Raw genomic sequence first — 26,138 nt, 5'->3', positions numbered from 1 at the left:
CGCGCGTATGCCCTCCGACTCCCGACTCTCCACGCGGCTCCGGTTCGGCGCCGCGGCCCTCCTCGTCGCCGTCGGCGCCGCCGCCAGCCTCGCGGTCGCACCGGACCTGCCCGAGCGGATGGTGACGCAGTGGAACGGCGCCGGCGAGCCGACCGGAACCCTCCCGCGAACGCTCGGGATGTGGTTCGTGCCGGGGCTCGCGGCGGGGCTGATCGGCCTGTTCGCGCTGCTCCCGCGGATCGACCCCCTCGGGGAGAACATCGCCGCGTTCCGCGTCCACTACGACCGGTTCGTCGTCGTGGTCACCGCGTTCCTCGTCGCCGTTCACCTCGCCGTGCTCGCCGTCAACCTCGGCTACGCGGTCGACGTGACGACGCTCGCCGTGGCCGGCGCGGCCGCGCTGTTCTACTACCTCGGGACGCTGCTCCCGCACGTCGAGCCGAACTGGTTCGTCGGGATCCGGACGCCGTGGACGCTCAGCGACGACGCCGTGTGGGACCGGACCCACGCGCTCGGCGCGCGGCTGTTCAAGCTCTCCGCCGCGATAGCGGTCGTCGGCCTCTTCGCCGGCGAGTACGCGGTGTACTTCCTCGTCGGGCCGGCGCTCGCGACCGCCGCGGCCACCGTCGCGTACTCGTACGTCCTGTACGCGCGCGGACCGGACGAGGGGGACGACGGCGACGCGAGCGCCCGGACGGCGAAGTAAGGCCCGCGCCGGGGGCGTCCCGCGTTCGGGCGAGTTCCGCCCCGGTGCCCGGCGTTTATACCTGCGGCCCCGAAGGGACGTGTATGACCGAGGAGTCACGCGCTGACCGGCGGTCCCCCGTCGGCGAACCGGTGGTCCGGTCGGACCCGGCGGTGACGGGCGACCGGGCCGCGGACGCGGTGGGGTTCGACCCGAACGACCCCGACAGCGTCGCGGAGGCCGCGGAGACGGTGGCCCGCTTCGCGGCCGGCGACGTGAGCGACGACGACAACGTCCTGATGCTGCGCGGCGCCGCCGCCTGCGCGGCGCTCGTCCGCGGCGTGGGGTCGTACAAAGAGGCGGCCGAGCGCGGGGGCGAGGGCGTCTCCGTCGCGTTCATCCGCAAGTGGGCGCGGGTCCACGACCTGCCGCAGGCGGTCCGGCGGCAGGTCGCCAACGGGCGGATCGCGCCCAGCGCCGCGAAACACGTCGCGCGGCTCGGCGGGCGGGACCGCTACCTGCTCGCGTGGGCGACGATAGACGGGGACCTCACGGTCCGCGAGGTGCGCGCCGTCGCGTCGGCGGTCAACGACGGGGCGGACGTCGCGGCCGCGGTCCGCGACGCGGGGGTCGAACTCGGCCGGCTTCAGCTCCGGCTCCCGGCGGACACCTACGTCGAACTGCGCCGCCGGGCCTCCATGGAGACCGTCGATCCGGGCGCGATCGTCGCGGACGCGCTCGACGAGTACCTCGGGGACGAACGGTAAAACGACCCGACGACGACGATCGAGGGAACCGCGCGTCGCCGACTAGGCGGCGTAGTCGGTCGCGAACCGCTCGGCGGCGGCGGCGACGGCGTCCCGCGCCGCGACGACCTCCTCCCACGCGATCGTCTCGTCCGGGTAGTGCGCCTCGTCGATGGTGCCGGGACCGAACAGCACCGCCGGGATCCCGGCGGCGACGAAGTGTCGCGAGTCCGCGCCGTACGTCGCGCCCCGCGGCTCGACGTCCGGGTGGCCGGTCGCGGCGAGGCCGGCGCGGACCGCCTCCACGACCGGCTCGTCGACGGCGATCTCGGCCGGCTCGAACTGGACCGAGAACCGCTCGAACCGGGGCGGGTGCTCGCGCAGCCAGGGGTCGTCGGCCGCGACCCGGTCCAGCCGCTCGCGGAACGCCGCCTCCACCTCGGCGACGGTCTCGCCGGGCGCGACGCCGATCCGGAACTCCGCGTCGAGCGTCGCCGGGACCGTCGAGGCCCACGAGCCGGCCTCGACCCGACCGCAGACGACCGGCCACGGGACCGGGAAGGACTCGTACAGCGGGTGCGACACCGACTCGGCGCGCTCGGCCTCTAAGTCGGCGAACGCCTCTCGCACGGCCTCGAACCGCGGGAGCACGTCCTCGCCGCGCCACCGGGTGGCCGCGTGCGCGCTCCGCCCGTCGATCTCCAGCCGGGCCATGAGCGACCCCTCGCAGGCGACGACGGGGCGCAGCTCGGTCGGCTCCGCGACGATCGCCGCGTCGCGCTCGAAGGGGTACGGGCTCGCGAGCGCGGCGGTCGCGGCGCCGTAGCCGCCGTCCTCCTCGCCCGCGACGGCCTCGACGACGAGCCGGAGCCCGGACGGGGGGAGGTCGACCGAGCCGTCCGCGACCCCCTCGCGGACGTCCACCGCGGCGCCGACGCAGGCCGCCAGCCCCGACTTCATGTCGGCGGCGCCGCGGGCGGTGAGCGTCTCGCCGTCGCGACCGGGCGGGGCGTCCCGGGCCGCGGCGTCGCCCCAGACCGGCTCGAACGGGTCGCTCGACCATTCGGCCGGCTCGGCGGGGACGACGTCGAGGTGGCCGTTCAACACGAGGGTGGGGACCGAGTCGTCCCCGTCGCCCGCGTCGGTCGCGTCGCTCGCGCCGCCGAGTTCGAGGACGCCCGCGACGCTGCGCCGCCCCTCGACGGCCGCCGCGTCGAGGTCGTCCGGAAAGGAGGGGTGGCCCGCGAGGACGGCGGGGTCGGCGTCCCAGGCGTACGTCTCGAAGCCGAGGTCGGCGAGTCGCTCCGCGACGAACGCGGCCGCGGCCGCCTCCTCGCCGGCGGTCGAGCGGTGCCGACAGAGGTCGGCGGCGAACGCGCGCATGTCGAAGTCCATGGTCGCGGCGACGGCGGGGGCCGGGAAACCGTTTCGGGTGGCGACGCCGACCCCTACCGCGGTTCTAAACGTTTATCCGTCGGCTGACCCTACGACAGTTCGTCTGGGCCGGTAGCTCAGTTAGGGAGAGCGTCCGGCTTTTAACCGGACGGTCGGGGGTTCGAATCCCTCCCGGCCCGTACAGCGAGACGGTGAGCAGCGCGAACCGTCGAGCGAACCGATCGGGAGGGATTCGAAGAGACCGGTCGCGCGCAGCGAACGGAGTAGGCGAGGCCGTCGAAAGGAGGAAAAAGCGCCTGGAGCGTCGGCGCGGGCTCAGTACCCGAGCTGCTCGCGCACGAGGACGACCGTCGTGCGGCCCTCCTCGGTCTCGCGGCGGTAGATCAGCTGCTTCGCGATGGCGGACTCGACGCCGTACGCCTCCTGCGCGCGCTCGTTCTCCAGCGGGTACGCGACCGACTCGAGCCGGTCGAGGGCGTCGTCGAGCGTCGGAACGATCTTGTTGATACCGGTGACGATGACGACGTTACCCGCCGCGAACGGGTACGCGCCGATCCGGCTGCCGGAGAGGTCGGCGGCGACGAGCTCGCCCGTCTGCGCGACCGCGTTGATGCCGCCGAGGAAGTAGTCCGCGGTCTGGGACTCGCGCCGCGCGGCCTGGCGCTCCGCGTCGTCGTCGATGTCCCAGATCCGGTCCGGGAGGCTCTCCCACTCGTGGTTGCCCTCGCTCAGGAACTCGTCGAACCCGATCTCTTCGAGCGTCGTCGAGTGCCCGTTCATCACGGAGACCCCGGCGGGGATCCGCGACGTCACGGTCTCCAGCGCCTCGTCGGCGTCGTCGACGACGACCGCGTCGAAGCCGCGCTCCTCCAGGTTCGCGACCGTCTCCTCGACCGTCTCGTCGTCGGGAAGCTCGTCTAGTTCCGCGTCGATATCGGCGTCGGCTGCGTAGTCGGCCTTCTGCTGTGGCATGGTGAACGTGAGAACCTCGTCGGATCATCGGAGGGCCGGGAGTCACTTAACCGCTCGCGGACACCGCCGTCCGGTGGTGACGCGGGTGTTACCCTCGTGTCGCGCGAGCCGAATGTGGGGGTCGGTAGCGCGGGACTCGGCATGGAGAGATGTGGATCCGGACCGAGGAACGAGCGCGTCGCTACGCGGGTCCGGTCGTCGATAAAAGTCGCGTGTCGGCGGGCCCGGAGGGGCGCGCGACGGTCGGTCGAGAGGCGGTGCGGCTCGGCGTCAGGTCGGGGTCAGGGGGCTGTGTGAGTTCTCGCCGAACTTCACATCGCGCCGCCCATGCCGCCCATGCCGCCCATGCCGCCGCCCATGCCGCCGGGCGCGCCGCCGGGGCCGCCGTCGTCGCCGCCGTCGTCGGTGCCGCCGCCCTTGAGGTCGCCCGCGGCGATGACGTCGTCGATGCGGAGGATCATGACGGCCGCCTCGGTGGCGGACTCGATGGCCTGGGTCTTGACGCGGAGCGGCTCCACGACGCCCTCGGCCTCCATGTCGATCACGTCGCCCGTGTAGGCGTCGAGACCGGCGCCGAACTCGCCGCCGTCGTGGCGGGAGCGGAGGTCGACCAGCGAGTCGATGGGGTCGAGGCCCGCGTTCTCGGCGAGGGTGCGCGGGACGACTTCCAGCGCGTCGGCGAACGCCTCGACGGCGAGCTGCTCGCGGCCGCCGACGGAGTCGGCGAAGTCGCGGAGCTGGAGCGCCAGCTCGGCCTCGGGGGCGCCGCCGCCGGGCAGCACCTTCCCGTCGAGCAGCGTCGTGCGGACGACGCCGAGCGAGTCGTCGATGGCGCGCTCGACCTCGTCGACGACGTGCTCGGTGCCGCCGCGGAGGATGAGGGTGACGGACTTCGCCTCCTCGACGTCCTCGACGAAGATGCGCTCGTCGCCGCCGATGTCCTTCTGGGCGACGGAGCCGGCGAAGCCGAGGTCGTCCGTCTCGATGTCGTCGAGGTTGGAGACGACGCGGCCGCCGGTCGCGCGGGCGAGGCGCTTGAGGTCGTCGGACTTCGCGCGGCGGACGGCGAGGATGCCCTCCTGCGCGAGGTAGTGCTGCGCCATGTCGTCGATGCCGTCACCGACGAAGACGACGTCGGCGCCGATCTCGGTCAGGTGGTCGACCATCTCGCGGAGCTGCTCCTCTTCCTGGTCGAGGAACTGCTGGAGCTGGTCGGGGTCCGTGACGTTGACCTCGGCGTCGATCTCCGTCTCCTTCACTTCGATGGCGCCGTCGAACAGCGCGACGTCGGCGTCCTCGACCGCGAAGGGCATGTTCTCGTCGACGCGCTCCTTGTCGACGATGACGCCCTCGACGAGCTCGGACTCGTCGATGGAGCTGCCGACGACCTTCTCGACGGAGACGTTCTCCGTGTCGATGCCGTCGTCGTCCTGGACCGCGAGGACGGCGTCGACGACGAGCTCGGCGAGGAGGTCCTTGGAGTTCTCCGCGCCCTTGCCCGTCATCGCCGTCTCGGCGATCTCGACGAGCGTGTCGCGGTCGTCGGCGGAGACGTCGATGGCCTCCTCGTCGAGGATCTCCTTGGCCTTCTCGGCGGCCTGGCGGTACCCCTGCGCGAGGGTCGTCGCGTGGATGTCCTGGTCGAGGAGCTCCTCGGCCTGGTCGAGGAGCTCACCGGCGACCACGACCGCGGAGGTGGTGCCGTCGCCGACCTCCTCCTCCTGCGTCTCGGAGACCTCGACGATCATGTTGGCCGCCGGGTGGTCGATGTCCATCTCTTTCAGGATGGTGACGCCGTCGTTCGTGACGACGACGGACCCGCCGGAGTCGACGAGCATCTTGTCCATCCCTTTCGGGCCGAGCGTCGTGCGGACGGACTCCGCGACAGCCTTCCCGGCCGTGATGTTCATGTTCTGCGCGTCCTTTCCGGACGTGCGCTGCGACTCTTCGGAAAGTACGATCATGGGCTGGTTGCCCATCCGCTGTCGCTGAGACATAATCAACCTCTGATTGTTTGTGATTCTATATAAATCCTTCGCTCACATCGTGCGAAACCGCAACACGGTGGGGGAGTGTTGCCCGGTATGGGGTGCGTTCACACGGCCTTTTATATAGAACTCCAGATCAAGTACTGGCCGCGAATCGGAGTAGGAAATTTCGCGGTGGCGCGTGCCTGTGAGCGGCCGGAGCGAACGACGCGGGAGCGCAATGACAGTGACGGTCGACCGGCCTACCTTACCCGCCGTCCCAGACTCGCCGGAGGATCAGCACGCCGCCGAACACGGCACCTGCCGAGAGGACGCGCTCCGTGACCGGTCGTTCGGGAAGGAACGTCCGGGGACCGGCGGTGTAGACGACGTAGTAGCGGCCGTTAGACGAGACCAGCGTCGGTTCTGGGAGGGGGTCACTGGCCCGGGCAGACCCGGTTGCGACGGCCTCCCGAAGGGGTCGATCGTAGTAGCCGACCCGTTGGGCCGCGTCGGCGAGGACTCGGCTGGCGTTCGCACGCCGCAGCTCGAGGACGTAGGCGCGCGCCGAGGCGTTCCAGTCGGTGGTTCGCTCGAACACGCGTCCGTCGCTGGGGAACGCCACGTACCGTTCCCGCGCGCTGAGCGACGGATCCATCGAGAGGGACGGGATATTCGGGTGGGTCGCCTGTACCGATCCGTCATCGAGTAGCGATGCCTCGAAGACACAGCGTCTCGACGGCCTGATTTCGTGGAAGCAATCGATAGTTTCGACGCCCGTGAGCTGTACGGGGAGCTCGGGCACGCCGATCCGGTTGTCTTCGACCGTTACGGGCGCGGCCCGGTACTCGTAGTCCTGGCCGGTGACGTCGAGCGCCGGAGCCCACAGAGGAACCGTCACGAGGACGATAGCGAGCGCGATGAGGACGGTTCGACGAGAGGGGAGGGCCATACGAGTACCTGCTATCATAGGATGATAGAACTTGTGTCTCAAGGCACGGGTCCGGTCCGAGGCGGGGATTTATGCGAATGTTCGGGCGCGTGGCCGGGTCTCGACAGCGCCGAAGAATCGGTCACGAACCGAGACGTCGACCGCGACGACAAACGAATCCGCTCGTTTACTGTGGCGCGCTGAAGCTCACGTCGTCGTCGAGCTCGTTCGACATCCGCTCCAAGTACGAGTACACCGCGCCGTGCGGGGCGCCGTCGAGCAGCATCCCGACCGCGCGCCGGACCACTTCCAGTTCCTCGGGCTGGCCGACGGCGCCAACCGTCGAGCCGTAGACGACGACGTTCGCGCCCGACAGCTCCTCGATCAGTTCGCGCGTGCGACCGTTCTCGCCGATGATCCGGCCCTTCTTGCGCTGGAGGTCGTTGTCGTTGCGGGTGTGCTCAGAGAGGTCGATCAGGTCGAGCGTCCGGAGGTCGTGGTCGAGGATCGACAGCGCCGTCTCGGGCTTGAAGCCGCGACCGATCGCCTTGATGATGTCCGGGGCCACCATCGCCGCCACGGGGTCGTCGCGCTCCTCGATGGCGACGCTCCCCGACTCGGAGTCGATGTCGAGCCGCACGTTCGCCCGCTCTTCGATCTCCCGCATCGTCTCGCCGCCGGCGCCGATGACGACGCCGATCCGGTCCTGCGGAACCGTCACGTGTTGCATGCCACGGGGTACCCGGCGGAGCCTTTTAAGCGTGTTCCGCCGCGGGCGGTGTGTGGCCGCGTGACGGTGGTCTTCGGCCGCTTACGCCGGAGCCCGCGTCGGTCTACTCGGTCGCCCCTTCGTCCGACTCCGGTTCGCCGTCCGCTCCCGGCTCACCCGTCGGATCCGGTTCGGGCTCCGTCACGTACGCGCGGAGGTCGTCGGGGTCGACGTCGATCCCCTGACGCGTGAAGAAGGCGGCCACGTTCTCGCAGTCGCGCGTCAGGAACTCCCCGGCGTTGGGGTGGTGGACCGTCACCGCCTGCCCGAGGTCGATGATCACCAGCTCGCCCTCGTGGATGATCATGTTGTACTCCGAGAGGTCGCCGTGGATCAGCCCGGCGCCGTACAGGCGGCGCATGTACTCGCGGACGACCTCGTAGGCGGTCTCGGGGTTCTCCACGTCGACCTCGCTCAGCCGCCGGGCGCGGTCCTCGGCGTGCCCGACCAGCTCCATCACGAGGACGTTCCGCTGGACCGCGATCGGTTCGGGGACCCGGACGCCCGCCTTGCGCGCGCGTTCGAGGTTCGCGAACTCCTTGCGGGTCCACGCCAACACGACCGCCTTCTTGTCGTTCGCGATCCCCTCGAAGCGCGGGTCGCCCTCTAAGTACTCGCGCATCTGCCGGAAGTTCGAGGAGTTGATCCGGTACACCTTCACCGCGACCTCGCGATCGGGCGCGACGCCCTCGGGGCCGCCGCCGGCCGCCTCGGACCCCGGCTCCGGTCGCTCGCCGGCCTGCCCGCCGAGCGCCTCGAAGACGCTCGCCTCCTTCCCCGTAGACACCGGCCCGCCGAAGGCGTCGACGTAGCCGTCCTGGACCAGCTTGTACACCGCCGCGAGCGTGGCGTCATCGAACACCGACTCCTGTAGCTTGAACTGCTCGGTGTCCTTGATCCGCTTGCGGAACTCGTCGAACTCGCGGTCCTGCCGCCGGGCGATCCGGTCGGCCTCGGTGTCGGAGACGTCGAGCTGCTCCCACTCGTCGCCGGGCTGGTCCGCGGGTTCGAGCAGGCCGAAGTCCTCGCTCATTCGTCCCGGGGTTCGACGCGACGAGGGATAAGCGAGGGGGTCGCGCGGCGCGGGAGGTCCGCCGCGCTACAACACGTCGAGCGCGTCCTCGACCGGCATGTGGCCGTCGCGGACGGCCTCTAGGATCGTCCGCCGCTCCCCGGTCTCGGGGTCGACCTCGTCCGCGTCGCCGTCGCCCCCGCCGACCTCGCCGAGCGTCACCTTCTCGGTCTCACCGACGAACTCGGGGAAGTCGGTGCCGTCGGCCAGCGCCGTCTCCTTCTTCACGCGGTAGGAGCCGGCGTCCGTGGTGTAGAGGTCGCCCGGGTGGAAGAAGTACCAGTCCTCGCGGTCGAACCGGACCGCGATCCGGGCCTTCGCGCCGAAGTTCCGCGCGAAGAAGAGCAGCGCCTCCACCTCCTCGCCGGTGAGGTAGATGGGGTCGCCCGCGCTCGACTTCGCCTCGATGGCGTAGAACGTCTCGCCGTCGCCGGCGAGCACGTCGGGCAGCTCGCGCTCCGTGGCGGAGCCGCTGGCCGGCGCGCGCATTACCGCGAACCCCGCCTCGTCCAAGGCGTTCACCAGCTCGCGCTCGCGGCGGTCCCCCTTCCGGTTAGCGGACACGGTCGTCGTCACCCGGTTCGGTCATGGGCGCCGTAGGCGCGAGGCGGGCAAAAGGGCGGCGGGTTCCGGCGCCCGAGTGCCGCGACCGCGCGCGCGGTCACCCTCGCAGCCGCCACCACAGCGACCGGATCCTGTAGCCGAGCGACCCGCGCTGGTACCCGCTCCACCCGCTTATTCCGCCGGCGAGCGTCGACGCCTCGTAACCCGCCTCGTCGAGCACGCGGGTCGCGCGCTTGGCGACGATCCCCATCTTACAGACGGTGACGACCTCGCGGTCGTCGGGGATCTCGTCGAGCCGGCGGCGGAGTTGGGCGTCGTCGCCGCTCCGGAGGTCGTCGTACACCGGCACGTTCCGGCTCCCGTCGATCGCGCGGTGCCCGTAGTCCGACTCGGGCCGAATGTCCAGCAGGAACGGCTCGTCGTCGGTGCCGAGGCGTTCGTCGAGTTCGTCCGGGCGGATGCGGCTCATGGGCGGACGGACGGCCACGCGGGGGAAACCCCTGCCGACCGCGGCCGGCACTCGGCGACCGGGACCACTCTCACTCCCGCATCCGCTCGGCGTGCTCGACGACGACCCGGCCCAGCCGCTCCGTGCGGCGCCGGATGTCCCCGTCGGTGATCCGCGGCCCGCGGTCGGGGGCGGCCGCCGCCGTCTCGACCTTCGAGGAGGCGCCCTGGATCCCGACCTCGTGGGGGACGGTCCACGCGTGGACGTTCCGGAACGTCGACCGGAGGTGTTCCAAGGTCCCGCCGTAGGAGCCGCCGCCGGCGGTCGCGAGCAGCCCCACGGCCGTGTCCGCGTACTCGTCTGAGCCGCAGAAGTCGTGGAAGTTCTTGAACGTCGACGAGTAGGAGCCGCGGTAGACGGGCGTGCCGGCGAGGACGCCGTCGGCCTCGCGGACGCGGCGCTTCAGGGCCTCGCTGTCGCCCTGCGCGCCTTCGTCGGGATGGAACAGCGGGAGGTCGACGGCCGCGAGGTCGATCAGGTCGGTCTCCGCGCCGGCGTCGGCCGCGGCGTCGAGCGCGACGCGGAGCGCGGCCCGCGTGGTGCTGTCCGCGCTCCGGCTGCCGGAGACGGCGGCGATTCGGGTCATGATTCGGGTTCGAGGTCCGACCACAAAAACGCGGCCGATCGACGGAGCCGTCGGGCGCTCACCAGGCTCCGCCGCTCGCCGCGCCCGTCGCAAGCCTCGCGACCGGCACGGGGCATTATTGCCCTCGCCGCCGACGTGGTCGGTATGGACGAGATTGCCTTCGGCACTGACGGCTGGCGCGCGACGCTCGACACCTTCACCGACGAGCGCGTGCGGATCGTCGGGCAGGCGGTCGCCGACCACCTCGACGCGGCCGGTCACGACGAACCGGTCGCGGTGGGGTACGACGCCCGCGAGACCTCCGAGGGGTTCGCCGAGAGCCTCGCCGAGGTGCTCGCCGGCAACGGCTTCGACGTACTCTTGCCCGAGCGCGACGCGCCGACGCCCGTCATCGCCCACGCCATCGTCGCCCGCGGGCTCGCCGGCGCGTGTATGGTCACCGCCTCCCACAACCCGCCCGAGTACAACGGCGTGAAGTTCATCCCCCACGACGGCGCGCCCGCGCTCCCCGACGTGACCGAGGACGTCGTCGACCGGCTCGCGGAGCCCGCCCTGCTGCCCGAGGCCGAGCGCGGCGGAATCGAGCGCGTCGACCTCGTGAGCGACCACGCCGACGCGGCCCGCGAGGTGGTGGGCAACCTCGCCGGGGCGGAGGGCGGCGTCGACCTCTCCGGGCTCACGGTCGCGTACGACGCGATGCACGGGAGCGGGCGCGGCGTCACCGACGCGCTGCTCGAATCTGCGGGGGCGGAGGTCGTCCGCCTGCGCTGCGAGCGCGACGTGACGTTCGGCGGCGACTCCCCCGAGCCCTCGGCGGAACACCTCGGGGAACTGGCCGACCGCGTCACCGACCCCGACAGCGACGTGGACCTCGGGATCGCAAACGACGGCGACGCCGACCGGATCGCGGTCGTCACGCCCGACCGCGGCGTCCTCGACGCGAACCTCTTCTACGCCGCCTGCTACGACCGCCTGCTGGAGGCCGACTCCGGGCCCGCGGTCCGCACCGTCTCGACGACGTTCCTCGTCGACCGCATCGCGGAGGCACACGGCGAATCGGTGTACGAGACGCCGGTCGGCTTCAAGTGGGTCGCCGAGGCGATGGGCGAGCACGACGCGCTGTTCGGCGGCGAGGAGTCGGGCGGGTTCACCCTCCGCGGCCACGTCCGCGAGAAGGACGGCGTGCTGATGGCGCTGCTCGCGGCCGCGACCCACGCCGCCGAGCCGTTCGACGCGCGCGTCGACCGCCTGCTCGACGAGCACGGGCATATCGCGGCCGGGAAGGTGTCCCTCGACTGCCCGGACGACCGGAAGGAAGGCGTCCTCGACGAGCTGGAGGACCACATCCCGGAGTCCGTCCGCGGCTCCCCCGTCGCGAAGGTCGTCACCCTCGACGGGTTCAAGCTCCTCTTGGAGAGCGGCTCGTGGCTGCTCGTCCGCCCCTCGGGCACGGAGCCGAAGCTGCGCGTGTACGCCGAGGCGGACTCGGAGGCCGCCGTCGACGAGCTCCTCGGCGAGGGGCGGGACCTCGTCGAGCCGCTGGTCTGAGAACGGGGCGGGCTGACCGATCGGAGCCCCGGCCGCCCGGACGAGTTTCAGTTCCGCCTTGCGTTCGGCTCGTTTATTTATAAATTAACCGCGTATCGTCGCGTACGGCCCGACGCGGCCGAGAGACACCATGCCCGACGAGCCGCTGCCCGCGACCGAACGCACCGACGCCGAACCGAGCCCGACCGAGCGCGGCGAGCCGCCGAAGCGCGACGCGACCGATCGGATCGCCCGAGCCGAGCCGGACCGAACGACCGATCCGCCGCCCGACCGGTCCGACGGCGACGCGGCCTGCGAATGCGACCGCGGGCCGGAGGCCGAGGCCGACGAGGCGGGCGAGCCCGACACGCGCGAATACCGGCTCGAACGGCTCCGACTGTGGCGGACCGTCGTCACGCTCGCGGTCGTCGTCGCCCGCCTCATCCGGTCGCTCTGAGCCGGCGGTCGCCGCTCCGATCGGGTGCCTTTTTAGGTGATACCGCCCAAGCTGAACGTATATGTTCAAGGCCATCGTGGGCGCGTCGACGTTTCAGGACGCGCTCGATTCGGTGAGCGTGTTGGTCGACGAGTGTAAGATCCGCCTGAACGAGGAGGAGCTCTCCATCCGGGCCGTCGACCCCGCCAACGTCGGCATGGTCGACCTCACGCTGGAGGCGGCCGCGTTCGAGTCGTACGAGGCGGACGGCGGCGTCATCGGCGTCAACCTCGCCCGCTTGGAAGACATCGCCGGCATGGCCAACTCCGGCGACCTGATCCACCTCGAACTCGACGAGGAGACCCGCAAGCTCCACATCGAGATCGACGGCCTCTCGTACACCCTCGCGCTCATCGACCCCGACTCGATCCGCCAGGAGCCGGACATCCCGGACCTCGATCTCGCCTCCGAGATCGTCGTCGAGGGCGCCCAGCTCGACCGCGGGATCAAGGCCGCCGACATGGTCTCCGACCACATCCGCCTCCGCGTCGACGAGACCGACGAGGCGTTCTTCATCGAGGCCGAGGGCGACACCGACGACGTGAATCTCAAGCTCGACCGCGAGGACCTCATCGCGCTCACCGCCGGCCCCGCCGACTCGCTGTTCAGCCTCGACTACCTCAAGGACATGAACAAGGCGATCCCCTCCGACGCCGAGGTCACCGTCGAGCTCGGCGAGGAGTTCCCCGTCAAGCTCCACTACGGCTTCGCGGAGGGGCTCGGGAACGTGACCTTCATGCTAGCGCCGAGGATTCAGAGCGACTAACGCGCCCGAATTCTGCCGTTTCGGGAGGAACAGCGGTCTCGTTTTCCGACCCGACTCACTCGCCGTCCACGACCGGGATCGACACCGTCACCCGCGTCCCCCGCGGCTCCCGCTCGGCGTACTCCACCTCGGCGCCGACCGCGGCGGCGCCCCACGCGACGACCCACAGTCCCAGCCCGGAGCCGTGTTCGAGGGCGGTCTCCCGCCCGGACTCGACCGCCTCGACCTCGTGGTCGGGGATGCCGGGGCCGTCGTCCGCGACGGTGAGGACGAAGCGGGGGTCGTCGCCCTCGGACCCGCCCGTCGCGCCGCCCGCTCGGCGGAGCGAGACGCGCACCCAAGCCCCGCCGTCCTCGCGCTCGGTCCCCTCGCCGTCGTGGTGGCCGACCGCGTTCTCCACGGTGTTCTCGACGACCGCGCGGAGCGCGTCGGGCCTCACGTGGGTGGTCCAGTCGGCCGCTCCGCCGCCGTCGGTCTCCGCGTCGGGCTCGCCGGCGACCGCGAGTTCGACGACGGCGTCCGGGTCGCGGTCGCGGGCATCGGCGACGACCGCGCGGACGAGGTCGCGGACGTCGGTCGCCCCGGCGTCGCTGTCGGCGAGGAGCCGCTCGACGGTACCCGCCTTCTCGCCGAGCGCGGCCAGCGCGCCGGCGCGCCGCTCGACGGCGTCGGCCATCCGGACCAGCTCCGGGTCGTCGAGGCGGTCGCGGAGGATCTCGCCGTAGCCGCGGACGACGCCGGCGTCGTTGCGGAGGTTGTGGCGCAAGATTCGGTTGAGCACCTCTAACTGCTGGCGGCGGCGCTCGCGCTCGGTGACGTCCGAGAGGACGACCGTGTAGCCGACGTGGGTCCCGTTCGGATCGGTCAGCCGAGAGACCGACACCGCGTACGTGCGGCGACCGGCGCCGTCGGCGGCGTCGACCTGAACCGTCTCGCGGGAGCCGCCGCCCGCCTCGTCGTCGCCGGGGTCGTCGTCGGCGGCGTCGATCGCCTCGTCGCCGATCCCGACGGGCAGGTCGAGGAAGTCGGCGAGCTGCCGGTCGCGGGCGGTCTCGGCGTCGACGCCTAACACCGTCTCCGCGGCGGGGTTGAGCCGGACGACGCGGCGGTCGAGCGCGAGCGCGACGATCGGGTCCCGGAGGTCGTCGATCGCGGTGCGCTCGGCGGCGCGGCTGGTGGTCGGGTTCCGGTCGAACATCTCCGCGCGGTCGAACGCGTACGCGTCCAGGATCACGTGCGGGACGAACATCACCGGCGCGAGCTGGAGTTGCGGGACCGGGCCGAGCTGGAGCGTCCACGCGACCAAGGCGAACCCCGGCGGCAGCGAGCTCAGGGCGACCGCGGCGCTCTCGCGGCGGTACAGCGGCCCGTAGCTGAGCAGCGTGTCGACGAGGAGGAAGACCGCGCTGGCGACGAGGACGGTCTCGACGGCGACGGTGAGGTACGCCCACGGACCGAACGCGTACGAGACGGTCTCGACGCCGAAGACGGGGGCGCGCGAGAGGTCGGTCCAGAAGGCGCCGTGGAGGGGGTTCGTGGCGACGAGGACGGACGAGAGGAGGCCGAACCCGGCGACCGCCCCGAACGGGCGGCTCCGGACCACGTCGCTCCGGCCGGTGTACTCCAAGGCGAAGCCGAGGAAGGCGACCCCGGTCCAGATCACGCCCAGCCACATCGCCGCCTCCAGCGCGGCGCGGACCGCCGGGTCGGCGACGAGCAGCCCGACGCCGTAGGAGACGCACCACGTCGCCTGCGCGGCGAAGACGCCGAGGAACCAGTCGACGCCGGGGCGGCCGCGGTGTTGGCGGATCGCCCACGCGAGCGCGACCGCCCCCGCCCCGCCCGCGAGGGATCCGACGGCGGGCCAGGCGGGAACGAGGTCGAGGGCCATGTGCGAGGCACGACGGCGACGGCGGGCGTAAAACTGTCGTGCGGAGGCGGGACGGCCGCTCACCGCCCGCCCGGGGCGCTCACCCGGCCCGGCGTCCGAACGCGAGCGCCACGGGCGCGAGGAGCAGCGCGCCGATCAGGAACGGCGACGCGACGGCGACCGTGTACAGCACCGCCATCAGCGGCGGGCCGACGGTCCGCCCGAGGCTCGACGCGCCCTGCGTCACGCCGAAGGCGGCCCCCTGGTCGGCGTCGTCGGCCGACGCGGAGACGAGCGTCGCCAGCGAGACGTTCACGAGGGCGTTGCCGAGCGAGAGCGCGGCGAGCGCGGCGAGCAGCGCGAGCAGAGGGAGCGTGAGCCACCCCGGCCCGCCGAGGGCGACTCCGCCCGCGACCCGGTCAACCAGTCCGGTCGCGGGGATCGCGGCGAGCGCGCCCGCGAGGACGACGGACCCGGCGGCGACGAGCGTCCGCGAGGGGACGACCCGCGAGAGCCGACCGACGACGACGCCCTGGTTCACCGCGCCGAGGACGCCGACGTAGGTGAGCAGGAACGCCGCGGCCGTCGCGTCGTAACCGAACGCGTCCGCGACGTACGGGATGAACATCACCTGGACGCCCGCGAACGCGACGGCGACGACGAAGTACGCGACCGTCAGCGGCCGGAGCGACGCGGACGCGAGCGCGTCGCGGAACTGGCCGATCGCGGTGGTGCGGGCGCCCGGCGCGTCACCCGCGGGTCGCGTCCGCGCCGGCTCTTCGAGGAGGAGGAACCCGACGGCGACCGCGAGGAGGCTCATCCCCGCCGCCGCGAAGCTCGGCAGGGAGTACGGCGTCGCGGGGACGAACGCGGGGAAGAGCGCGTCGGCGCGGGCCACCACGGCGTCGGCGGCGAGCAGGCCGCCGATCGCCGGCCCGAAGACGAACCCGAGCGCGAACGACGCGCCGACGAGGCCGAGCGCGCCCGCCCGCCGGTCGCGGGGCGTGATGTCGGCGACGTACGCCTGCGCGGCGGCGATGTTGCCGCCCATCGCGCCGGTCAGCGTGCGGGAGGCGAAGAGCACCGCCAGCGCGGCGACGGGGCCGAAGCGCGCGCCGGCCGAGCCGGCGTAGCCGAACGTCACCCACGCGACGCCGGCGGCCGCGAGCGACGCCAAGAGGACGGGACGGCGCCCGATCCGGTCGGAGAGCCGGCCGAGCGTGGGCGCCGCGACGAACTGCGCGAGCGAGTAGGAGGCCGCGAGCAGCCCGATGAAGGCGTCGCTGACGCCGAACGACCGGACGTAGAAGGGGAGGATGGGGATCACGATCCCGAAGCCGACGAGGTCGATGAACACGACGCCGATCACGACGGCGAGCGCGCGGCGGGGGTTGGCGACGGCCGGGGGGCGGTCGGCGCCGTCGCCGTCGGGGGCGTCGGCGGTGTCGGCGTCACTGACGGCGGCCGCGTCGGGGTCCGCGGTCGGCGCGGCGCCGGCTTCCGGGTGTGTCACGGTGTCGAGAGGTCACGGGGCGACTTAAGTCGGCGCTACAGGTGGCGCTCGATGACGCGCTTCGCGGCCTGGCCCTTCTCCTTCCAGCCGTACCCCTCGTCGTACACGTGGCGCTTGGCGTCGACGAGTTCCCCCGGCGTCGACTCCTCGAAGCCGCCGCGGTCCCACGCGCCCGACTCGCGGAGCCACTCGATCACGTTCTCGCGGGTCTCGGGCCACGAGAGGCCGACCATCTCGTACCACGCCACCATCGCGAAGACGGCGTTGTCGTGACAGCCCGGCACGGAGCCGTGCTGATAGACGGTGCGCATCGGCTCGCGGGTGGGCTCGGAGACGCGCTCCTTGAACTCCGCGGCGGTGAGCAGGCGGAGCCGGTCGCCGTCCTCGACGACGCGCTGGTCGCGGCGGAGCGCGCCGAGCGCGGCCTTGTGGAGCCCGCCCCAGTCGGCGGGGACCGCGTCCCGCAGCGCCGCCTCCGAGAGGCCGTCGGGCTCGGCGGACAGCACCGAGAGGAGGTCCGTGTAGGCCTTCTCGACGGTCGGCCAGCTCACGCCCTCGAACTCGCAGTCGGCGTCGTGGAGGCTGTTCGTCGTCCGACAGCCCGGGCACGGGTAGCGGAACGTCGGCACGAGGCGACGGTTCGACGCCGCGGGAGTTAGGGGTTTCGCGACGGCGCCCGCGGACGTTGGGGGGTTCCGAAACGTTTACTCGCCGTCCGGTCGCGGATCAAGACGGTATGACAAAGGTCAGCGTTATCGGTGCGGCGGGGACCGTCGGAGCCGCGGCGGGCTACAACCTCGCGCTGCGCGACGTGGTCGACGAGCTCGTCTTCGTCGACATCCCGGACCAGCGCGAGACGACGATCGGACAGGCCGCCGACGCGAACCACGGCGTCGCCTACGACTCGAACACGACCGTCCGGCAGGGGGAGTACGAGGACACGGCCGGATCGGACGTCGTCGTCATCACGGCCGGCATCCCGCGGAAGGAGGGACAGACCCGAATCGACCTGGCCGGCGACAACGCGCCGATCATGGAGGACATCGGGTCGTCGATCGCCGAGCACAACGACGACTTCGTCACCGTCACCACGTCGAACCCGGTCGACCTGCTCAACCGCCACCTCTACGAGGCGGGCGACCGCGACCGCCACAAGGTGATCGGCTTCGGCGGCCGGCTCGACTCCGCGCGCTTCCGCTACGTCCTCTCCGAGCGCTTCGACGCGCCCGTCAAGAACGTCGAGGCGACGATCCTCGGCGAGCACGGCGACGCGCAGGCGCCGGTCTTCTCGAAGGTGCGCGTCGACGGCCGGGACCCGTCGTTCGACGCCGACGAGAAGGAAGAGATCCTCGCGGACCTCCAGGAGTCCGCGATGGACGTGATCAGCCGGAAGGGCGCCACGCAGTGGGGGCCCGCCACCGGCGTCGCCCACACGGTCGAGGCCATCCTCAACGACACCGGCGAGGTGCTCCCGTGCTCGGTCGTCCTCGACGGCGAGTACGGCTACGACGACACGGCGCTCGGCGTGCCCGCGAAGCTGGGCTCGAACGGCGTCGAGGAGGTCGTCGAGTGGGACCTCGACGAGTACGAGGCCGAGCTGCTCGACGAGGCCGCCGAGAAGCTCTCCGAGCAGTACGAGAAGATCGCGTAGGGCCGTTCGCGGGGGTCGGCCGCCGACACCCACCGGATTTTTATTGCTGCCGCGTCGCTTCGGAGCATGAACCGCGCCGAGATCGACACCGACGACCTGCTGAAGGTCGTGTTACTGCTCGTCGTCGTGTGGCTTCTCCTGGAGATCGTCGGGACCGTCTTGGAGGTCGCGTTCTGGCTGCTCGACGCGCTCCCGACGCTGATCGGGATCGCGCTCGTCGTCGTGATCGCCTTACACCTCACCGATCGGATCTGAGGCGCCCGCCGACGTGTTCAGCCTCAACGTCCCGCTGCCGCCCGGCGTCGACCGCCTCGCGGCCGATCTCCACCCGAAACTGTCGGGGTTCGACCGCGTCCGCGAGCGCCGCACCCTCGTCTGTAAGCGGTTCGGCGTCGCGGACGTACGGGACGGGGAGCGCGACGGGGACGAAGGAGGTGGGCGGGAAGGGAGTCGGGAGCCGCCGCCTCGGGAAGAAGCCCTCGACCGCCTGCGCGAGCGGCTTCGTCGGCCGCTCGCCGGCGTCGGCCCCTTCGAGGTCGCCGTGACCGGGATCGACGTCTTCGACGCGCCGCGGTCGGGGTCGCGGCCGGTCGTCTACCTGACCGTCGAGGGCGACGGGCTGGATCGGCTCCACCGGCGGCTCTGCGCGGCGTTCGGCGCGGTGGCAGGGATCGAGGGCGACGACTACGTGCCGCACGTCACGCTGGCGCGGGGCGGGAACCCGGAGCCGGGCGTCGTCGCCGACCTCGTCGACGCCGCGTTCGACCCGGTCCGCTGGCGGGTCCACGCGCTCGACGTGTGGGACCCGGAGTTCCGGGAGGTCGCGTCGAGCGTTGAGCTGTAGCGTTACGCGGTCACGCGGGGTCGGTCGGCGTTACGCCGGCGTCGGCCGCCTCGTCGTCGTTCGGCTCCTCGACCGCGTGGTGCGGCCCCACCGGACCGTGCGTCGGGCAGACGCCGGCGATGGGGGTCGCGTTGAGACAGCAGGCGCGCCGTCCGCTCGCGACGAGGCCGCGCGAGAGCGGATCGCCGCAGCGGGCGCAGTAGACGTCGGCCTCGGAGGTCGCCTCGCCGTCGGGGGTCGCCTCGCCGTCGGGGGTCGCCTCGCCGTCGGGGGTCGCCTCGTCGGCGCCGGCCATCCCTCAGCGCTCGCGGATCCGCATCGGCACCGGGTGGTTCGGGTGCATCGTCAGCGACCCGCGTAAGGAGAGGTCCGGCCCCTCGTAATCGAGGTCGAACCGCGAGCAGACCGTCGCGAGGATGATCTTCGCCTCCAGGAGCGAGAACGCCTTCCCGATACAGTGGCGAGGCCCGCCGCCGAACGGGAAGAACGCGAACCGGGGGCGCTCGCTCCGGCGCTCCGGGGTCCAGCGGTCCGGGTCGAACGCCTCGGGGTCGTCGTACCAGCGCCCGGACCGGTGGATCGCCCACTGGGACACCATCAGCGCCGACCCCTCGGGGATGCGGTACCCCCCGAGCTTCACGTCGAGCTTCGGTTCGCGGAACAGCGTGTACACCGGCGGGTAGAGCCGCATCGACTCGTTGAGGGCGCGCTCGGTGTAGTCCATGTCGCGGACGGCGGCCGCGGTCAGGGGGCCGTCGGCCGTCGCCTCCCGGGCCTCGCTCGCGACGCGGTCGCGGGCCTCGGGGTGGTTCGAGAGGAGGTAGAACGCGTACGTCAACGCGAGCGCGGTGGTGTCGTGGCCGGCGAGCAGCATCGTCACCAGCTCGTCGCGGAGGTTCTCGTCGGTCTGCTCGCCGCGGTCGCGGGCGCGGAGCAGGACGGAGAGCAGGTCCATCGGGAGGTCGGCGTCGGGGTCGCCGGGCGGCCCGCGGACGCCGGTGCCGTCGGGGCCGGCGGGGTCGACGCTCGGGTCGCGCTCCGTGCCGCGGCGGCGGGCGACGATGTCGTCGATCACCGATTCGAGCGTGTCGATGGCGGCGTCGAACTCGCGGTTCTCCCGAGTCGGCAGCCAGTCCGGGATCAGGAACCGGCGGGGGTCCGGCTCGAACCGGGCGCCGAGCGGTTCGAGGTTCTCCTGGACCGTCTTCACCTCCTCGTCGCTGATGTCGGCACCGAACATGGCCGTGACGATGATCTTCACGGTGAGCCGCGCAAGCTCCAGCTGGACGTCGACGACGTCGCCGTCCTCCCAGTCGGCGACGTGCGACTCGGCGTGGTCGGCCATCACGCCGGCGAGCGCGCCGATCCGGCGGTTGTGGAAGGCTGGGTTCGCGAGCCGGCGCTGGCGCTTCCACGTGTCGCCCTCGCTCAGCAGGAGGCCGTCGCCGAGGAGCGTGTCCATCGCGTCGTCGAACTGCGGCTTGCGGTAGCGTTCGGCGTCCGCGACGAGCACGCGCTCGACGTCGGCGGGATTCGTGAGCAGGTACGTCTCTCGCGGGCCGAGGTCGAGCCCCACCACGTCGCCGTAGCTGTCGGCGCAGGCGCGCAGGAATCCGAACGGGTCGTCAGCGAACTGGCGACCGTTCCCGAAGAGGGGGTCGCCGAGCGGTCCGGGCGGCGTAACGGACATACGATTTCTGGGGGTTGAGCGGGGTTAAACGTTCGGCGGAGGGGAAGGGTACGCGGGGAAAAACGCGGAGAACGAGACCCCGGAAGAGTGGGCGGGCCGCGGCGTCGACGGGGCGTTGCCGGAAGAGCGGGCGGGCCGCGGCGTCGACGGGCCGTTACCGGGCGTCGAGGCGCTCGACGCGGCCGATCAGCTCGTCGACGGCCGCCTCCTGGTCGTCGGTGGCGTCGACGATGCGCTCGGTCGCGTCCTCGGTGCGGTCGGAGCGCTCGCGGACCGCCTCCAGCGAGGAGGTGAGCTCCTCGACGGTCGCGGCCTGGTCGTCGGTGGTCCGCGCGACCTCCGCGACGCCCGCGGCCGCCTCGTCGACGGCGTCGGCGATCTCTTCGAGGGAGTCGAGCACCGTCTCGATCTCGGTGCCCGCGTCCTCGATGCGCTCGTGGGAACGCTCGACGGCGGTCGTCGTCTCCGCCGACTGGGTCTGGAGCTTGTCGAGGCTCTCCGTGATCTCCTCGGTGTAACCGCGGGTCTCGTCGGCGAGCTTCTTCACCTCCTCGGCGACGACCGCGAAGCCGTCGCCGCCCTCGCCGGCGCGGGCGGCCTCGATGTTGGCGTTCAGGGCGAGCAGGTTCGTCTGCTCGGCCACGTCGGAGATGACCTCGATGACCTCCTCGATGTCGTCCATGCGCTCGGAGAGCGCGCCGACGCTCTCGACTAGCTCGTCGCCGATCTCGACGACGTCCTCGGTCGCCTCGCGGGCGTCCTCGCTGGCGTCGAGGCCCTCGTCGGCCGCCTCGCTCGCGGCGACGGCCGCGGAGTCGACCTGGTCGGCGGTGGCGGCGACCTCCTCCATCCCGGCGGAGAAGGACTGCATCTCCGAGACGCTCTCCTCCAAGAGCTCGTTCTGCTCGTCGACGTTCTCCGCGATGTCGGCGGCCGCGGCGCTCGCCTCCTCGACCGTCTCGTCGAGGTCGCGCGCCTTCTCGTGGACGCCCGAGGAGAGCTCGTCGAGGTTGTCGGCCATCCGGTTGACGACGTCGACGACGCGGATCAGGTCGCCGTCGAGGTGCTCGAAGGAGTCGCGGTGGCCCGCGCGGGCGTCGAGGTCCCCCTCGCCGATCGCCTCGGCGGTCTCGCGGACCTCCGCGACCAGCTCGCTCGTCGCGTCGCGCTCGTTCACCGTCTCCGTCCGGTCGATGACGACCTCGGTCACGCCGACGAGCTCGCCGTCGTCGTACAGCGCGGTCGCCGTGAACTCGATGTGGCGCTCCTCGCCGTGGCGGTCGACCATCGTGCTGGCGTCGCGGTAGCGGTCGCGCGCGGAGTCGCACGGCTCGACGCCGTACACCTCGTCGGCGTTCGTCGGCGCGTCGAGGACCTTGTCCGCGAGCGTGTCGGCCCGGCGGCCGTCGGGGTAGAAGAGCTCGGAGACGTGGCCGTGCCCGACCGCTTCGTCGCGGCCGACGCCGGTGAGCGTCGCGATCGACTCGTTCCACTCGGCGACGTTCCCGTCGCAGTCGAGGATGAACGTCGGGATGCTGGTGGCGTTGAACGCCTGCTCGAAGCCGGCGCCGGCGAGCGTCGCCGCGCGGTTCACGCCGGCCTCGTCGGCGACGCCGTGCCCCTCCTCGCCCGGGCCGACGGCCTCGTCCGCCGCGGCCGTCCCGGCGTCCGTTCCCTCGCCGTCCTCGACGACGACGCCCCCGTCGGGGACCGACCGGGAATCGCTCCCCCACCCGAGTGCGTTCCGCAGGCGCTCGCGAAGTCTACTCATGTCTACGTCACCGTCTCCCAAGCGCCATCATAAAGCGTCCGTCCCGATATTCGATTCTGATAACCTCGACGAGCGGCCTCGGGGCGGCGGGGACCGCGCCCCGCAGCGTTCAATGGCGTCGGGCGGCTACGTCGGTCCGAGACCGATGGACGCCGACGCGGTGCGCGAGCGGGCCCGAGACCTCCCGACGGAGCCGGGGGTCTACCAGTTCCGGGCGGGCGAGGCGACGCTGTACGTCGGGAAGGCGCTCGACCTCCGCGACCGGGTGCGGTCGTACGCGGACCCGCGCTCGGGGCGGATCAGGGGGATGGTCGAGCGCGCCGACCGGATCGAGTTCGCGGTCACCGACACGGAGACGCAGGCGCTCCTCTTGGAGGCGAACCTCATCAAGCGGCTCCGGCCGCGCTACAACGTCCGGCTGAAGGACGACAAGTCGTACCCCCTGGTCGCCTTCTCGGACCACGAGGTGCCCCGGATCGAAGTGACCCGCGACCCCGAGGCGGGCGCGGTCGCGTACGGTCCCTTCACCGACGTGGGACGCGTCGAGACCGTCGTGAAGGCGATCCGCGACGAGTACCGGCTGCGCGGCTGCTCGGACCACAAGTACGAGGGCCGCGACCGGCCCTGCCTCGACTACGAGATGGGCATCTGCTCGGCGCCGTGTACGGGCAAAATCTCGCCGGAGGAGTACGCCGAGGACGTGGCCGCGGCGCGGCGCTTCTTCGAGGGCGAGACCGGCGTCCTCGCCGACCCCCTCCGCCGCCGGATGGAGGCGGCCGCCGAGGCGAACGAATTCGAGCGCGCCGCGAACCTCCGCGACCGGCTGGAGGCCGTCGAGGCGTTCCACGGCGAGGGCGGCGAGGCCGTCAGCGACCGGAGCGACGACCGCACGGTCGACGTGCTGGCGGCCGCCGTCGAGGGCGACGCCGCCCGCGTGGCCCGGCTCCACAGCGAACGGGGCCAGCTCGTCGACCGGAGCCGGCACCGGCTGGACGCCGCGGCGGTCGAGGGCGCGGACGGCGGCCCCTCGTCCGCCGACGCCAACACCCCGGCCGCCGTCCTCGCGGCGTTCCTCGCGCAGTACTACGCCGAGCGGGAGTTCCCGGACGCGGTCCTGCTCGCCGAGCGGCCCGCCGACCCGGACGTGGTCGACTGGCTGGAGGGCGAGGGGGTCGCGGTCCGCGTGCCGGGCGCCGGCCGCGAGGCGAAGCTGGTCGAGCTCGCGCTGAAGAACGCCCGGAAGCGCGGCGGCCGCGACGACCCCGTGGGCGCGCTCGGCGAGCGGCTCGGGATCGCCCGCCCCGAGCGGATCGAGGGGTTCGACGTGAGCCACGCGCAGGGGACCGCGGTGGTCGGCTCCGACGTGTGCTTCGTCGACGGGAGCGCGGAGACGGCCGACTACCGCCGGAAGAAGCTCACCGAGCGCAACGACGACTACGCGAACATGCGCGAGCTGGTCCGGTGGCGCGCCGAGCGCGCGCTCGACGGCTCGGACGACCGCCCCGACCCGGACCTCCTCCTCATCGACGGCGGCGACGGACAGCTGGGGGCCGCCCGCGACGCGCTCGCGGAGACGGGGTGGGACGTGCCCGTCGTCGCCCTCGCGAAGGCGGAGGAGCTGGTCGTCACCCCGAGCGGGACCCGGCGGTGGGACGACGGCGCGCCCGAGCTCCACCTCCTCCAGCGCGTGCGCGACGAGGCGCACCGCTTCGCGGTCGCGTACCACCAGACCGTCCGCGACGAGGTGGCGACCGTCCTCGACGACGTGCCCGGCGTCGGCCCAGAGACGCGCCGCCGACTCCTGCGCCGCTTCGGCTCGGTGGAGAACGTCCGCGAGGCCTCCCGCGAGGACCTCATCGACGTGGACGGCGTCGGCGACGCGACCGCGGACACGCTCCGCGAGCGGCTGTAAACGCGGGTCTCTCCCTCGCGGCGGGCGCCGTCACTCCGGCTCGACGGCGCGCTCGACGACCGCCGCCTCCGCCTTGCGGAGCAGTTCCCCGGCCGTGCTCGTCGCGCAGTCGAGCGCGGCCGCGACGTCCGCGACGGTCCCCTCGCGGGGCACCTCGTAGTACCCCGCCGAGACCGCCGCCTCCAGCGCCGCGCGCTGTCGGTCGGTCAGCCGGGAGGGGGTCCGCCGGCGCTCGAACTCCCGGACCCGCTCGATGGTGAGGTCGGCGAGGTCGGCGAGGTCGTCGTGGAACGCGCTGAGCGCTTCGGCCGCGCCCGCCGCCTCGAACCGCACGTCGCCGTCCTCGCGGAAGACGACCGGCGGGAGGAAGATCACCCGCGACGACGCGACGGTGTCGAGGAGGGCCGCCGGGAACTCGTAGTCGTCCTGTCGGAGGAAGGCGTAGGTCCCGCCCGCGCCGCGCACGAGGCTGCGCGCGACCAGCGAGTCGAGCGCCTCGACGGCGCCGGTCGTCGCGTCGCGGTCGCCGTCGAACCAGAGCAGCGTCGTCGCGTCCGCCGTCGGACTCCACATCAGCAGCTCGGCGCGAGCGATCGGCGACTCGCCGACGATCGATCGGTGGAGGGGGTGGCGGAGCCGCTCCGGGTAGGCGGCCGAGAACCGGATCCGTTTCATGCGGCGCTCGCTCCCCGTTCGGCGCTCCCACACATCAATCCGCATGATTCGGCGCGGCTTCGGGACGGGTTCGAGAGGCGGGGCAGACTGAAGCGGTCAGCGGGAACGCGGAGCGGGCGGAAGCGGTCAGCGGGAACGCGGAGCGGGCGAGATCGGTCAGCGGGAACGCGGAGCGGGCGAGATCGGTCAGCGGGAACGCGGGATGGGTGGGAGGGGTCAGCGGGAACCTGGAGGGCCGAAGCGGTCAGCAGGAATTCGGAGGGATCGAAGCGCTCAACGGGGACGCGCCAGCGCCTCGGGGGCGGCCCGGAGGAGCGTCCCGAGGTGGTCCGCGCCGTCGAGGGTGCGGAGGTCGGCCGTCGGGAGCGCCTCGACCAGTCGCCGGGCCCCGGCTATCGGGACGTTGGCGTCGGCCGTCCCGTGCCACAGGCGCACCGGGACGTCGACCGCGCCGAGGTCGATCCCCCAGTCGCCCCCAGCGACCCGGAACTCGGTGACTGCGCCGCTCCGGTGGCGCTCGAACGCCGCGAGGAAGTCCGCTTTCACCGTCGCCGCGGCGTCGGCGGGGACGGCGTCCGCGTCCGCGGCGTACTGCCCGACCACGAACGACGGGTCGGCCCGGCCCGCGACCCACGCCTGTCCGCGGAACAGCGCCCCGAGGACCGAGGGCGTCGCGGACGCGAGACCGGTCAGCAACCGCTGTACCGCCGGCGCGTCCTCGGTGAAGGAGGGCGGCGTCGCCCCGGCGAGGAGGTCGACGCCGGTGACCCGCTCACCCAGCGTCGCCGCCGTCGAGAGGGCGTAGGGAGCCCCGCCGGAGAACGCGACGAGGGGCGCGCGCTCGGCGCCCGCGTCGTCCAGGACGGGCCGCACGGACGCCGCGGCGTCGGCGATTGTCCGGCCCGGCTTCGGCGACGACCGACCGTATCCGGGCCTGTCGGGCGCGATGACGCGGACGTCGTTCGCCCGCGCGGACGGTTCGAGGAGCGCCCCCAGTCGGCGTGACCCGGGCGTCCCGTGGAGGAAGACGAGCGGGTCGCCGGTCGGAGGCCCGTACGTCGCGTACGCGATCCGACGGCCGTCGTCGGTCCGGACGACGCTCGGTGCTCGACGCTCCGAGACCCGAGGCTCCGGGGTCGGTTCCGGCCGCGCGGAGTCGGTGGTAGCCATCGATGTCGACTACGACCGCGCCAGTGGTGGGACTGGTGCCGGACTGATACGGGAGTAT

Annotated in this window: 26 protein-coding genes and 1 tRNA gene; 10 read left to right on the top strand and 17 right to left on the bottom strand. The window is 72.3% G+C overall.

What is annotated here, in order from left to right; translation table 11 throughout:
* Positions 1-7: 7 nt before the first annotated feature.
* Both DVK06_RS07830 and DVK06_RS07825 read left to right on the top strand, forming a co-directional pair.
* The gene (locus DVK06_RS07830; RefSeq protein WP_121599895.1) at positions 8-706 is read left to right on the top strand and encodes an SdpI family protein; all 699 of its coding nucleotides are present in this window, start codon (positions 8-10) and stop codon (positions 704-706) included.
* A gap of 83 nt (positions 707-789) precedes the next feature.
* Positions 790-1,452, top strand: a complete 663-nt coding sequence (locus DVK06_RS07825) for a hypothetical protein (RefSeq protein ID WP_121599894.1) — start codon at positions 790-792, stop codon at positions 1,450-1,452.
* A 42-nt stretch (positions 1,453-1,494) separates the two neighbouring features.
* Here the strand turns inward: DVK06_RS07825 and DVK06_RS07820 are convergent, their stop codons facing one another.
* Positions 1,495-2,826, bottom strand: a complete 1,332-nt coding sequence (locus tag DVK06_RS07820; protein WP_121599893.1) for a M20/M25/M40 family metallo-hydrolase — start codon at positions 2,824-2,826, stop codon at positions 1,495-1,497.
* A gap of 105 nt (positions 2,827-2,931) precedes the next feature.
* Between DVK06_RS07820 and DVK06_RS07815 the strand changes: the two genes are divergently transcribed.
* Positions 2,932-3,005 (top strand) — tRNA-Lys (locus DVK06_RS07815).
* 136 nt (positions 3,006-3,141) lie between these two features.
* Here the strand turns inward: DVK06_RS07815 and DVK06_RS07810 are convergent.
* The 8 genes from DVK06_RS07810 to DVK06_RS07775 all read right to left on the bottom strand — a co-directional run bounded on the left by DVK06_RS07810 (position 3,142) and on the right by DVK06_RS07775 (position 10,195).
* Entirely contained in the window at positions 3,142-3,798 is a 657-nt protein-coding gene (locus DVK06_RS07810) for a lactate utilization protein (protein WP_121599892.1), read from the bottom strand.
* A 311-nt stretch (positions 3,799-4,109) separates the two neighbouring features.
* Positions 4,110-5,762: a thermosome subunit alpha gene (thsA, locus tag DVK06_RS07805; RefSeq protein WP_121599891.1), complete on the bottom strand. Its 1,653-nt coding sequence runs from the start codon at positions 5,760-5,762 to the stop codon at positions 4,110-4,112.
* A gap of 271 nt (positions 5,763-6,033) precedes the next feature.
* A complete protein-coding gene (locus tag DVK06_RS07800) occupies positions 6,034-6,717 on the bottom strand; it encodes a hypothetical protein (RefSeq protein WP_121599890.1) in 684 nt (227 codons plus the stop codon).
* Between the two features lie 166 nt (positions 6,718-6,883).
* Positions 6,884-7,426, bottom strand: a complete 543-nt coding sequence (locus DVK06_RS07795) for a KH domain-containing protein (protein ID WP_121599889.1) — start codon at positions 7,424-7,426, stop codon at positions 6,884-6,886.
* 103 nt (positions 7,427-7,529) lie between these two features.
* Entirely contained in the window at positions 7,530-8,498 is a 969-nt protein-coding gene (gene rio1, locus DVK06_RS07790; protein ID WP_121599888.1) for a serine/threonine-protein kinase Rio1, read from the bottom strand.
* A gap of 66 nt (positions 8,499-8,564) precedes the next feature.
* On the bottom strand, positions 8,565-9,113 hold the full coding sequence (gene hjc, locus DVK06_RS07785; protein WP_053770311.1) for a Holliday junction resolvase Hjc: 549 nt from the start codon (positions 9,111-9,113) through the stop codon (positions 8,565-8,567).
* An 85-nt stretch (positions 9,114-9,198) separates the two neighbouring features.
* Entirely contained in the window at positions 9,199-9,570 is a 372-nt protein-coding gene (locus DVK06_RS07780; RefSeq protein WP_121599887.1) for a rhodanese-like domain-containing protein, read from the bottom strand.
* 70 nt (positions 9,571-9,640) lie between these two features.
* Positions 9,641-10,195 carry an NADPH-dependent FMN reductase gene (locus tag DVK06_RS07775; RefSeq protein ID WP_053770309.1) on the bottom strand — a complete coding sequence of 185 codons (555 nt, stop codon included), beginning with the start codon at positions 10,193-10,195 and terminating at the stop codon, positions 9,641-9,643.
* A gap of 144 nt (positions 10,196-10,339) precedes the next feature.
* On the opposite strand from DVK06_RS07775, the gene DVK06_RS07770 reads away from it, so the two are divergent.
* The 3 genes from DVK06_RS07770 (at position 10,340) to DVK06_RS07760 (ending at position 12,984) form a co-directional block, all read left to right on the top strand.
* The gene (locus tag DVK06_RS07770) at positions 10,340-11,743 is read left to right on the top strand and encodes a phosphoglucomutase/phosphomannomutase family protein (RefSeq protein ID WP_121599886.1); all 1,404 of its coding nucleotides are present in this window, start codon (positions 10,340-10,342) and stop codon (positions 11,741-11,743) included.
* Between the two features lie 130 nt (positions 11,744-11,873).
* Complete coding sequence (locus DVK06_RS07765) at positions 11,874-12,179, top strand: hypothetical protein (RefSeq protein ID WP_121599885.1); 306 nt, start codon at positions 11,874-11,876, stop codon at positions 12,177-12,179.
* A 61-nt stretch (positions 12,180-12,240) separates the two neighbouring features.
* The gene (locus tag DVK06_RS07760; RefSeq protein WP_006114658.1) at positions 12,241-12,984 is read left to right on the top strand and encodes a DNA polymerase sliding clamp; all 744 of its coding nucleotides are present in this window, start codon (positions 12,241-12,243) and stop codon (positions 12,982-12,984) included.
* A gap of 55 nt (positions 12,985-13,039) precedes the next feature.
* On the opposite strand, the gene DVK06_RS07755 is transcribed toward DVK06_RS07760, so the two are convergent.
* The 3 genes from DVK06_RS07755 to DVK06_RS07745 form a co-directional block, all read right to left on the bottom strand.
* On the bottom strand, positions 13,040-14,875 hold the full coding sequence (locus DVK06_RS07755) for a histidine kinase N-terminal 7TM domain-containing protein (protein ID WP_121599884.1): 1,836 nt from the start codon (positions 14,873-14,875) through the stop codon (positions 13,040-13,042).
* A 79-nt stretch (positions 14,876-14,954) separates the two neighbouring features.
* Positions 14,955-16,367, bottom strand: coding sequence for an MFS transporter (locus tag DVK06_RS07750; protein ID WP_121599883.1), 1,413 nt, complete (start codon positions 16,365-16,367; stop codon positions 14,955-14,957).
* A 35-nt stretch (positions 16,368-16,402) separates the two neighbouring features.
* On the bottom strand, positions 16,403-16,996 hold the full coding sequence (locus DVK06_RS07745; RefSeq protein ID WP_121563330.1) for a hypothetical protein: 594 nt from the start codon (positions 16,994-16,996) through the stop codon (positions 16,403-16,405).
* Between the two features lie 107 nt (positions 16,997-17,103).
* Between DVK06_RS07745 and mdh the strand changes: the two genes are divergently transcribed.
* The 3 genes from mdh (at position 17,104) to DVK06_RS07730 (ending at position 18,862) form a co-directional block, all read left to right on the top strand.
* The gene (gene mdh, locus DVK06_RS07740; RefSeq protein ID WP_121599882.1) at positions 17,104-18,018 is read left to right on the top strand and encodes a malate dehydrogenase; all 915 of its coding nucleotides are present in this window, start codon (positions 17,104-17,106) and stop codon (positions 18,016-18,018) included.
* Between the two features lie 66 nt (positions 18,019-18,084).
* Complete coding sequence (locus DVK06_RS07735; RefSeq protein WP_053770302.1) at positions 18,085-18,273, top strand: hypothetical protein; 189 nt, start codon at positions 18,085-18,087, stop codon at positions 18,271-18,273.
* A gap of 13 nt (positions 18,274-18,286) precedes the next feature.
* On the top strand, positions 18,287-18,862 hold the full coding sequence (locus tag DVK06_RS07730) for a 2'-5' RNA ligase family protein (RefSeq protein ID WP_121599881.1): 576 nt from the start codon (positions 18,287-18,289) through the stop codon (positions 18,860-18,862).
* Positions 18,863-18,872: 10 nt separating this feature from the next.
* On the opposite strand, the gene DVK06_RS07725 is transcribed toward DVK06_RS07730, so the two are convergent.
* The 3 genes from DVK06_RS07725 to DVK06_RS07715 form a co-directional block, all read right to left on the bottom strand.
* Complete coding sequence (locus tag DVK06_RS07725) at positions 18,873-19,157, bottom strand: hypothetical protein (protein WP_233561640.1); 285 nt, start codon at positions 19,155-19,157, stop codon at positions 18,873-18,875.
* Positions 19,158-19,160: 3 nt separating this feature from the next.
* Positions 19,161-20,552: a cytochrome P450 gene (locus DVK06_RS07720; RefSeq protein ID WP_053770299.1), complete on the bottom strand. Its 1,392-nt coding sequence runs from the start codon at positions 20,550-20,552 to the stop codon at positions 19,161-19,163.
* Positions 20,553-20,706: 154 nt separating this feature from the next.
* Complete coding sequence (locus DVK06_RS07715) at positions 20,707-22,323, bottom strand: methyl-accepting chemotaxis protein (RefSeq protein WP_121599880.1); 1,617 nt, start codon at positions 22,321-22,323, stop codon at positions 20,707-20,709.
* Positions 22,324-22,468: 145 nt separating this feature from the next.
* On the opposite strand from DVK06_RS07715, the gene DVK06_RS07710 reads away from it, so the two are divergent.
* A complete protein-coding gene (locus DVK06_RS07710) occupies positions 22,469-24,235 on the top strand; it encodes an excinuclease ABC subunit C (protein ID WP_121599879.1) in 1,767 nt (588 codons plus the stop codon).
* 30 nt (positions 24,236-24,265) lie between these two features.
* Here the strand turns inward: DVK06_RS07710 and DVK06_RS07705 are convergent, their stop codons facing one another.
* Complete coding sequence (locus tag DVK06_RS07705) at positions 24,266-24,910, bottom strand: helix-turn-helix domain-containing protein (protein WP_199718607.1); 645 nt, start codon at positions 24,908-24,910, stop codon at positions 24,266-24,268.
* Between the two features lie 273 nt (positions 24,911-25,183).
* Complete coding sequence (locus DVK06_RS07700; RefSeq protein WP_121599877.1) at positions 25,184-26,080, bottom strand: alpha/beta fold hydrolase; 897 nt, start codon at positions 26,078-26,080, stop codon at positions 25,184-25,186.
* Between the last annotated feature and the right edge of the window lie 58 nt (positions 26,081-26,138).

Origin of the sequence: Halorubrum sp. Atlit-28R (genome assembly GCF_003665955.1) — an archaeon.
GTDB lineage: Archaea > Halobacteriota > Halobacteria > Halobacteriales > Haloferacaceae > Halorubrum > Halorubrum tropicale.
The sequence above is the reverse complement of the archived record's forward strand: the minus strand, read 5'-3'. Positions and strand labels throughout refer to the sequence as shown.

What these genes read in the sequence shown, in the direction of transcription:
- DVK06_RS07830 (WP_121599895.1), top strand. Translation starts at nt 8, where the DNA reads ATGCCCTCCGACTCCCGACTCTCCACGCGGCTCCGGTTCGGCGCCGCG.
- DVK06_RS07825 (WP_121599894.1), top strand. Translation starts at nt 790, where the DNA reads ATGACCGAGGAGTCACGCGCTGACCGGCGGTCCCCCGTCGGCGAACCG.
- DVK06_RS07820 (WP_121599893.1), bottom strand. Translation starts at nt 2,826, where the DNA reads ATGGACTTCGACATGCGCGCGTTCGCCGCCGACCTCTGTCGGCACCGC.
- DVK06_RS07810 (WP_121599892.1), bottom strand. Translation starts at nt 3,798, where the DNA reads ATGCCACAGCAGAAGGCCGACTACGCAGCCGACGCCGATATCGACGCG.
- thsA (WP_121599891.1), bottom strand. Translation starts at nt 5,762, where the DNA reads ATGATCGTACTTTCCGAAGAGTCGCAGCGCACGTCCGGAAAGGACGCG.
- DVK06_RS07800 (WP_121599890.1), bottom strand. Translation starts at nt 6,717, where the DNA reads ATGGCCCTCCCCTCTCGTCGAACCGTCCTCATCGCGCTCGCTATCGTC.
- DVK06_RS07795 (WP_121599889.1), bottom strand. Translation starts at nt 7,426, where the DNA reads ATGCAACACGTGACGGTTCCGCAGGACCGGATCGGCGTCGTCATCGGC.
- rio1 (WP_121599888.1), bottom strand. Translation starts at nt 8,498, where the DNA reads ATGAGCGAGGACTTCGGCCTGCTCGAACCCGCGGACCAGCCCGGCGAC.
- DVK06_RS07780 (WP_121599887.1), bottom strand. Translation starts at nt 9,570, where the DNA reads ATGAGCCGCATCCGCCCGGACGAACTCGACGAACGCCTCGGCACCGAC.
- DVK06_RS07775 (WP_053770309.1), bottom strand. Translation starts at nt 10,195, where the DNA reads ATGACCCGAATCGCCGCCGTCTCCGGCAGCCGGAGCGCGGACAGCACC.
- DVK06_RS07770 (WP_121599886.1), top strand. Translation starts at nt 10,340, where the DNA reads ATGGACGAGATTGCCTTCGGCACTGACGGCTGGCGCGCGACGCTCGAC.
- DVK06_RS07765 (WP_121599885.1), top strand. Translation starts at nt 11,874, where the DNA reads ATGCCCGACGAGCCGCTGCCCGCGACCGAACGCACCGACGCCGAACCG.
- DVK06_RS07760 (WP_006114658.1), top strand. Translation starts at nt 12,241, where the DNA reads ATGTTCAAGGCCATCGTGGGCGCGTCGACGTTTCAGGACGCGCTCGAT.
- DVK06_RS07755 (WP_121599884.1), bottom strand. Translation starts at nt 14,875, where the DNA reads ATGGCCCTCGACCTCGTTCCCGCCTGGCCCGCCGTCGGATCCCTCGCG.
- mdh (WP_121599882.1), top strand. Translation starts at nt 17,104, where the DNA reads ATGACAAAGGTCAGCGTTATCGGTGCGGCGGGGACCGTCGGAGCCGCG.
- DVK06_RS07735 (WP_053770302.1), top strand. Translation starts at nt 18,085, where the DNA reads ATGAACCGCGCCGAGATCGACACCGACGACCTGCTGAAGGTCGTGTTA.
- DVK06_RS07725 (WP_233561640.1), bottom strand. Translation starts at nt 19,157, where the DNA reads ATGGCCGGCGCCGACGAGGCGACCCCCGACGGCGAGGCGACCCCCGAC.
- DVK06_RS07720 (WP_053770299.1), bottom strand. Translation starts at nt 20,552, where the DNA reads ATGTCCGTTACGCCGCCCGGACCGCTCGGCGACCCCCTCTTCGGGAAC.
- DVK06_RS07715 (WP_121599880.1), bottom strand. Translation starts at nt 22,323, where the DNA reads ATGAGTAGACTTCGCGAGCGCCTGCGGAACGCACTCGGGTGGGGGAGC.
- DVK06_RS07710 (WP_121599879.1), top strand. Translation starts at nt 22,469, where the DNA reads ATGGACGCCGACGCGGTGCGCGAGCGGGCCCGAGACCTCCCGACGGAG.
- DVK06_RS07705 (WP_199718607.1), bottom strand. Translation starts at nt 24,910, where the DNA reads ATGAAACGGATCCGGTTCTCGGCCGCCTACCCGGAGCGGCTCCGCCAC.
- DVK06_RS07700 (WP_121599877.1), bottom strand. Translation starts at nt 26,080, where the DNA reads ATGGCTACCACCGACTCCGCGCGGCCGGAACCGACCCCGGAGCCTCGG.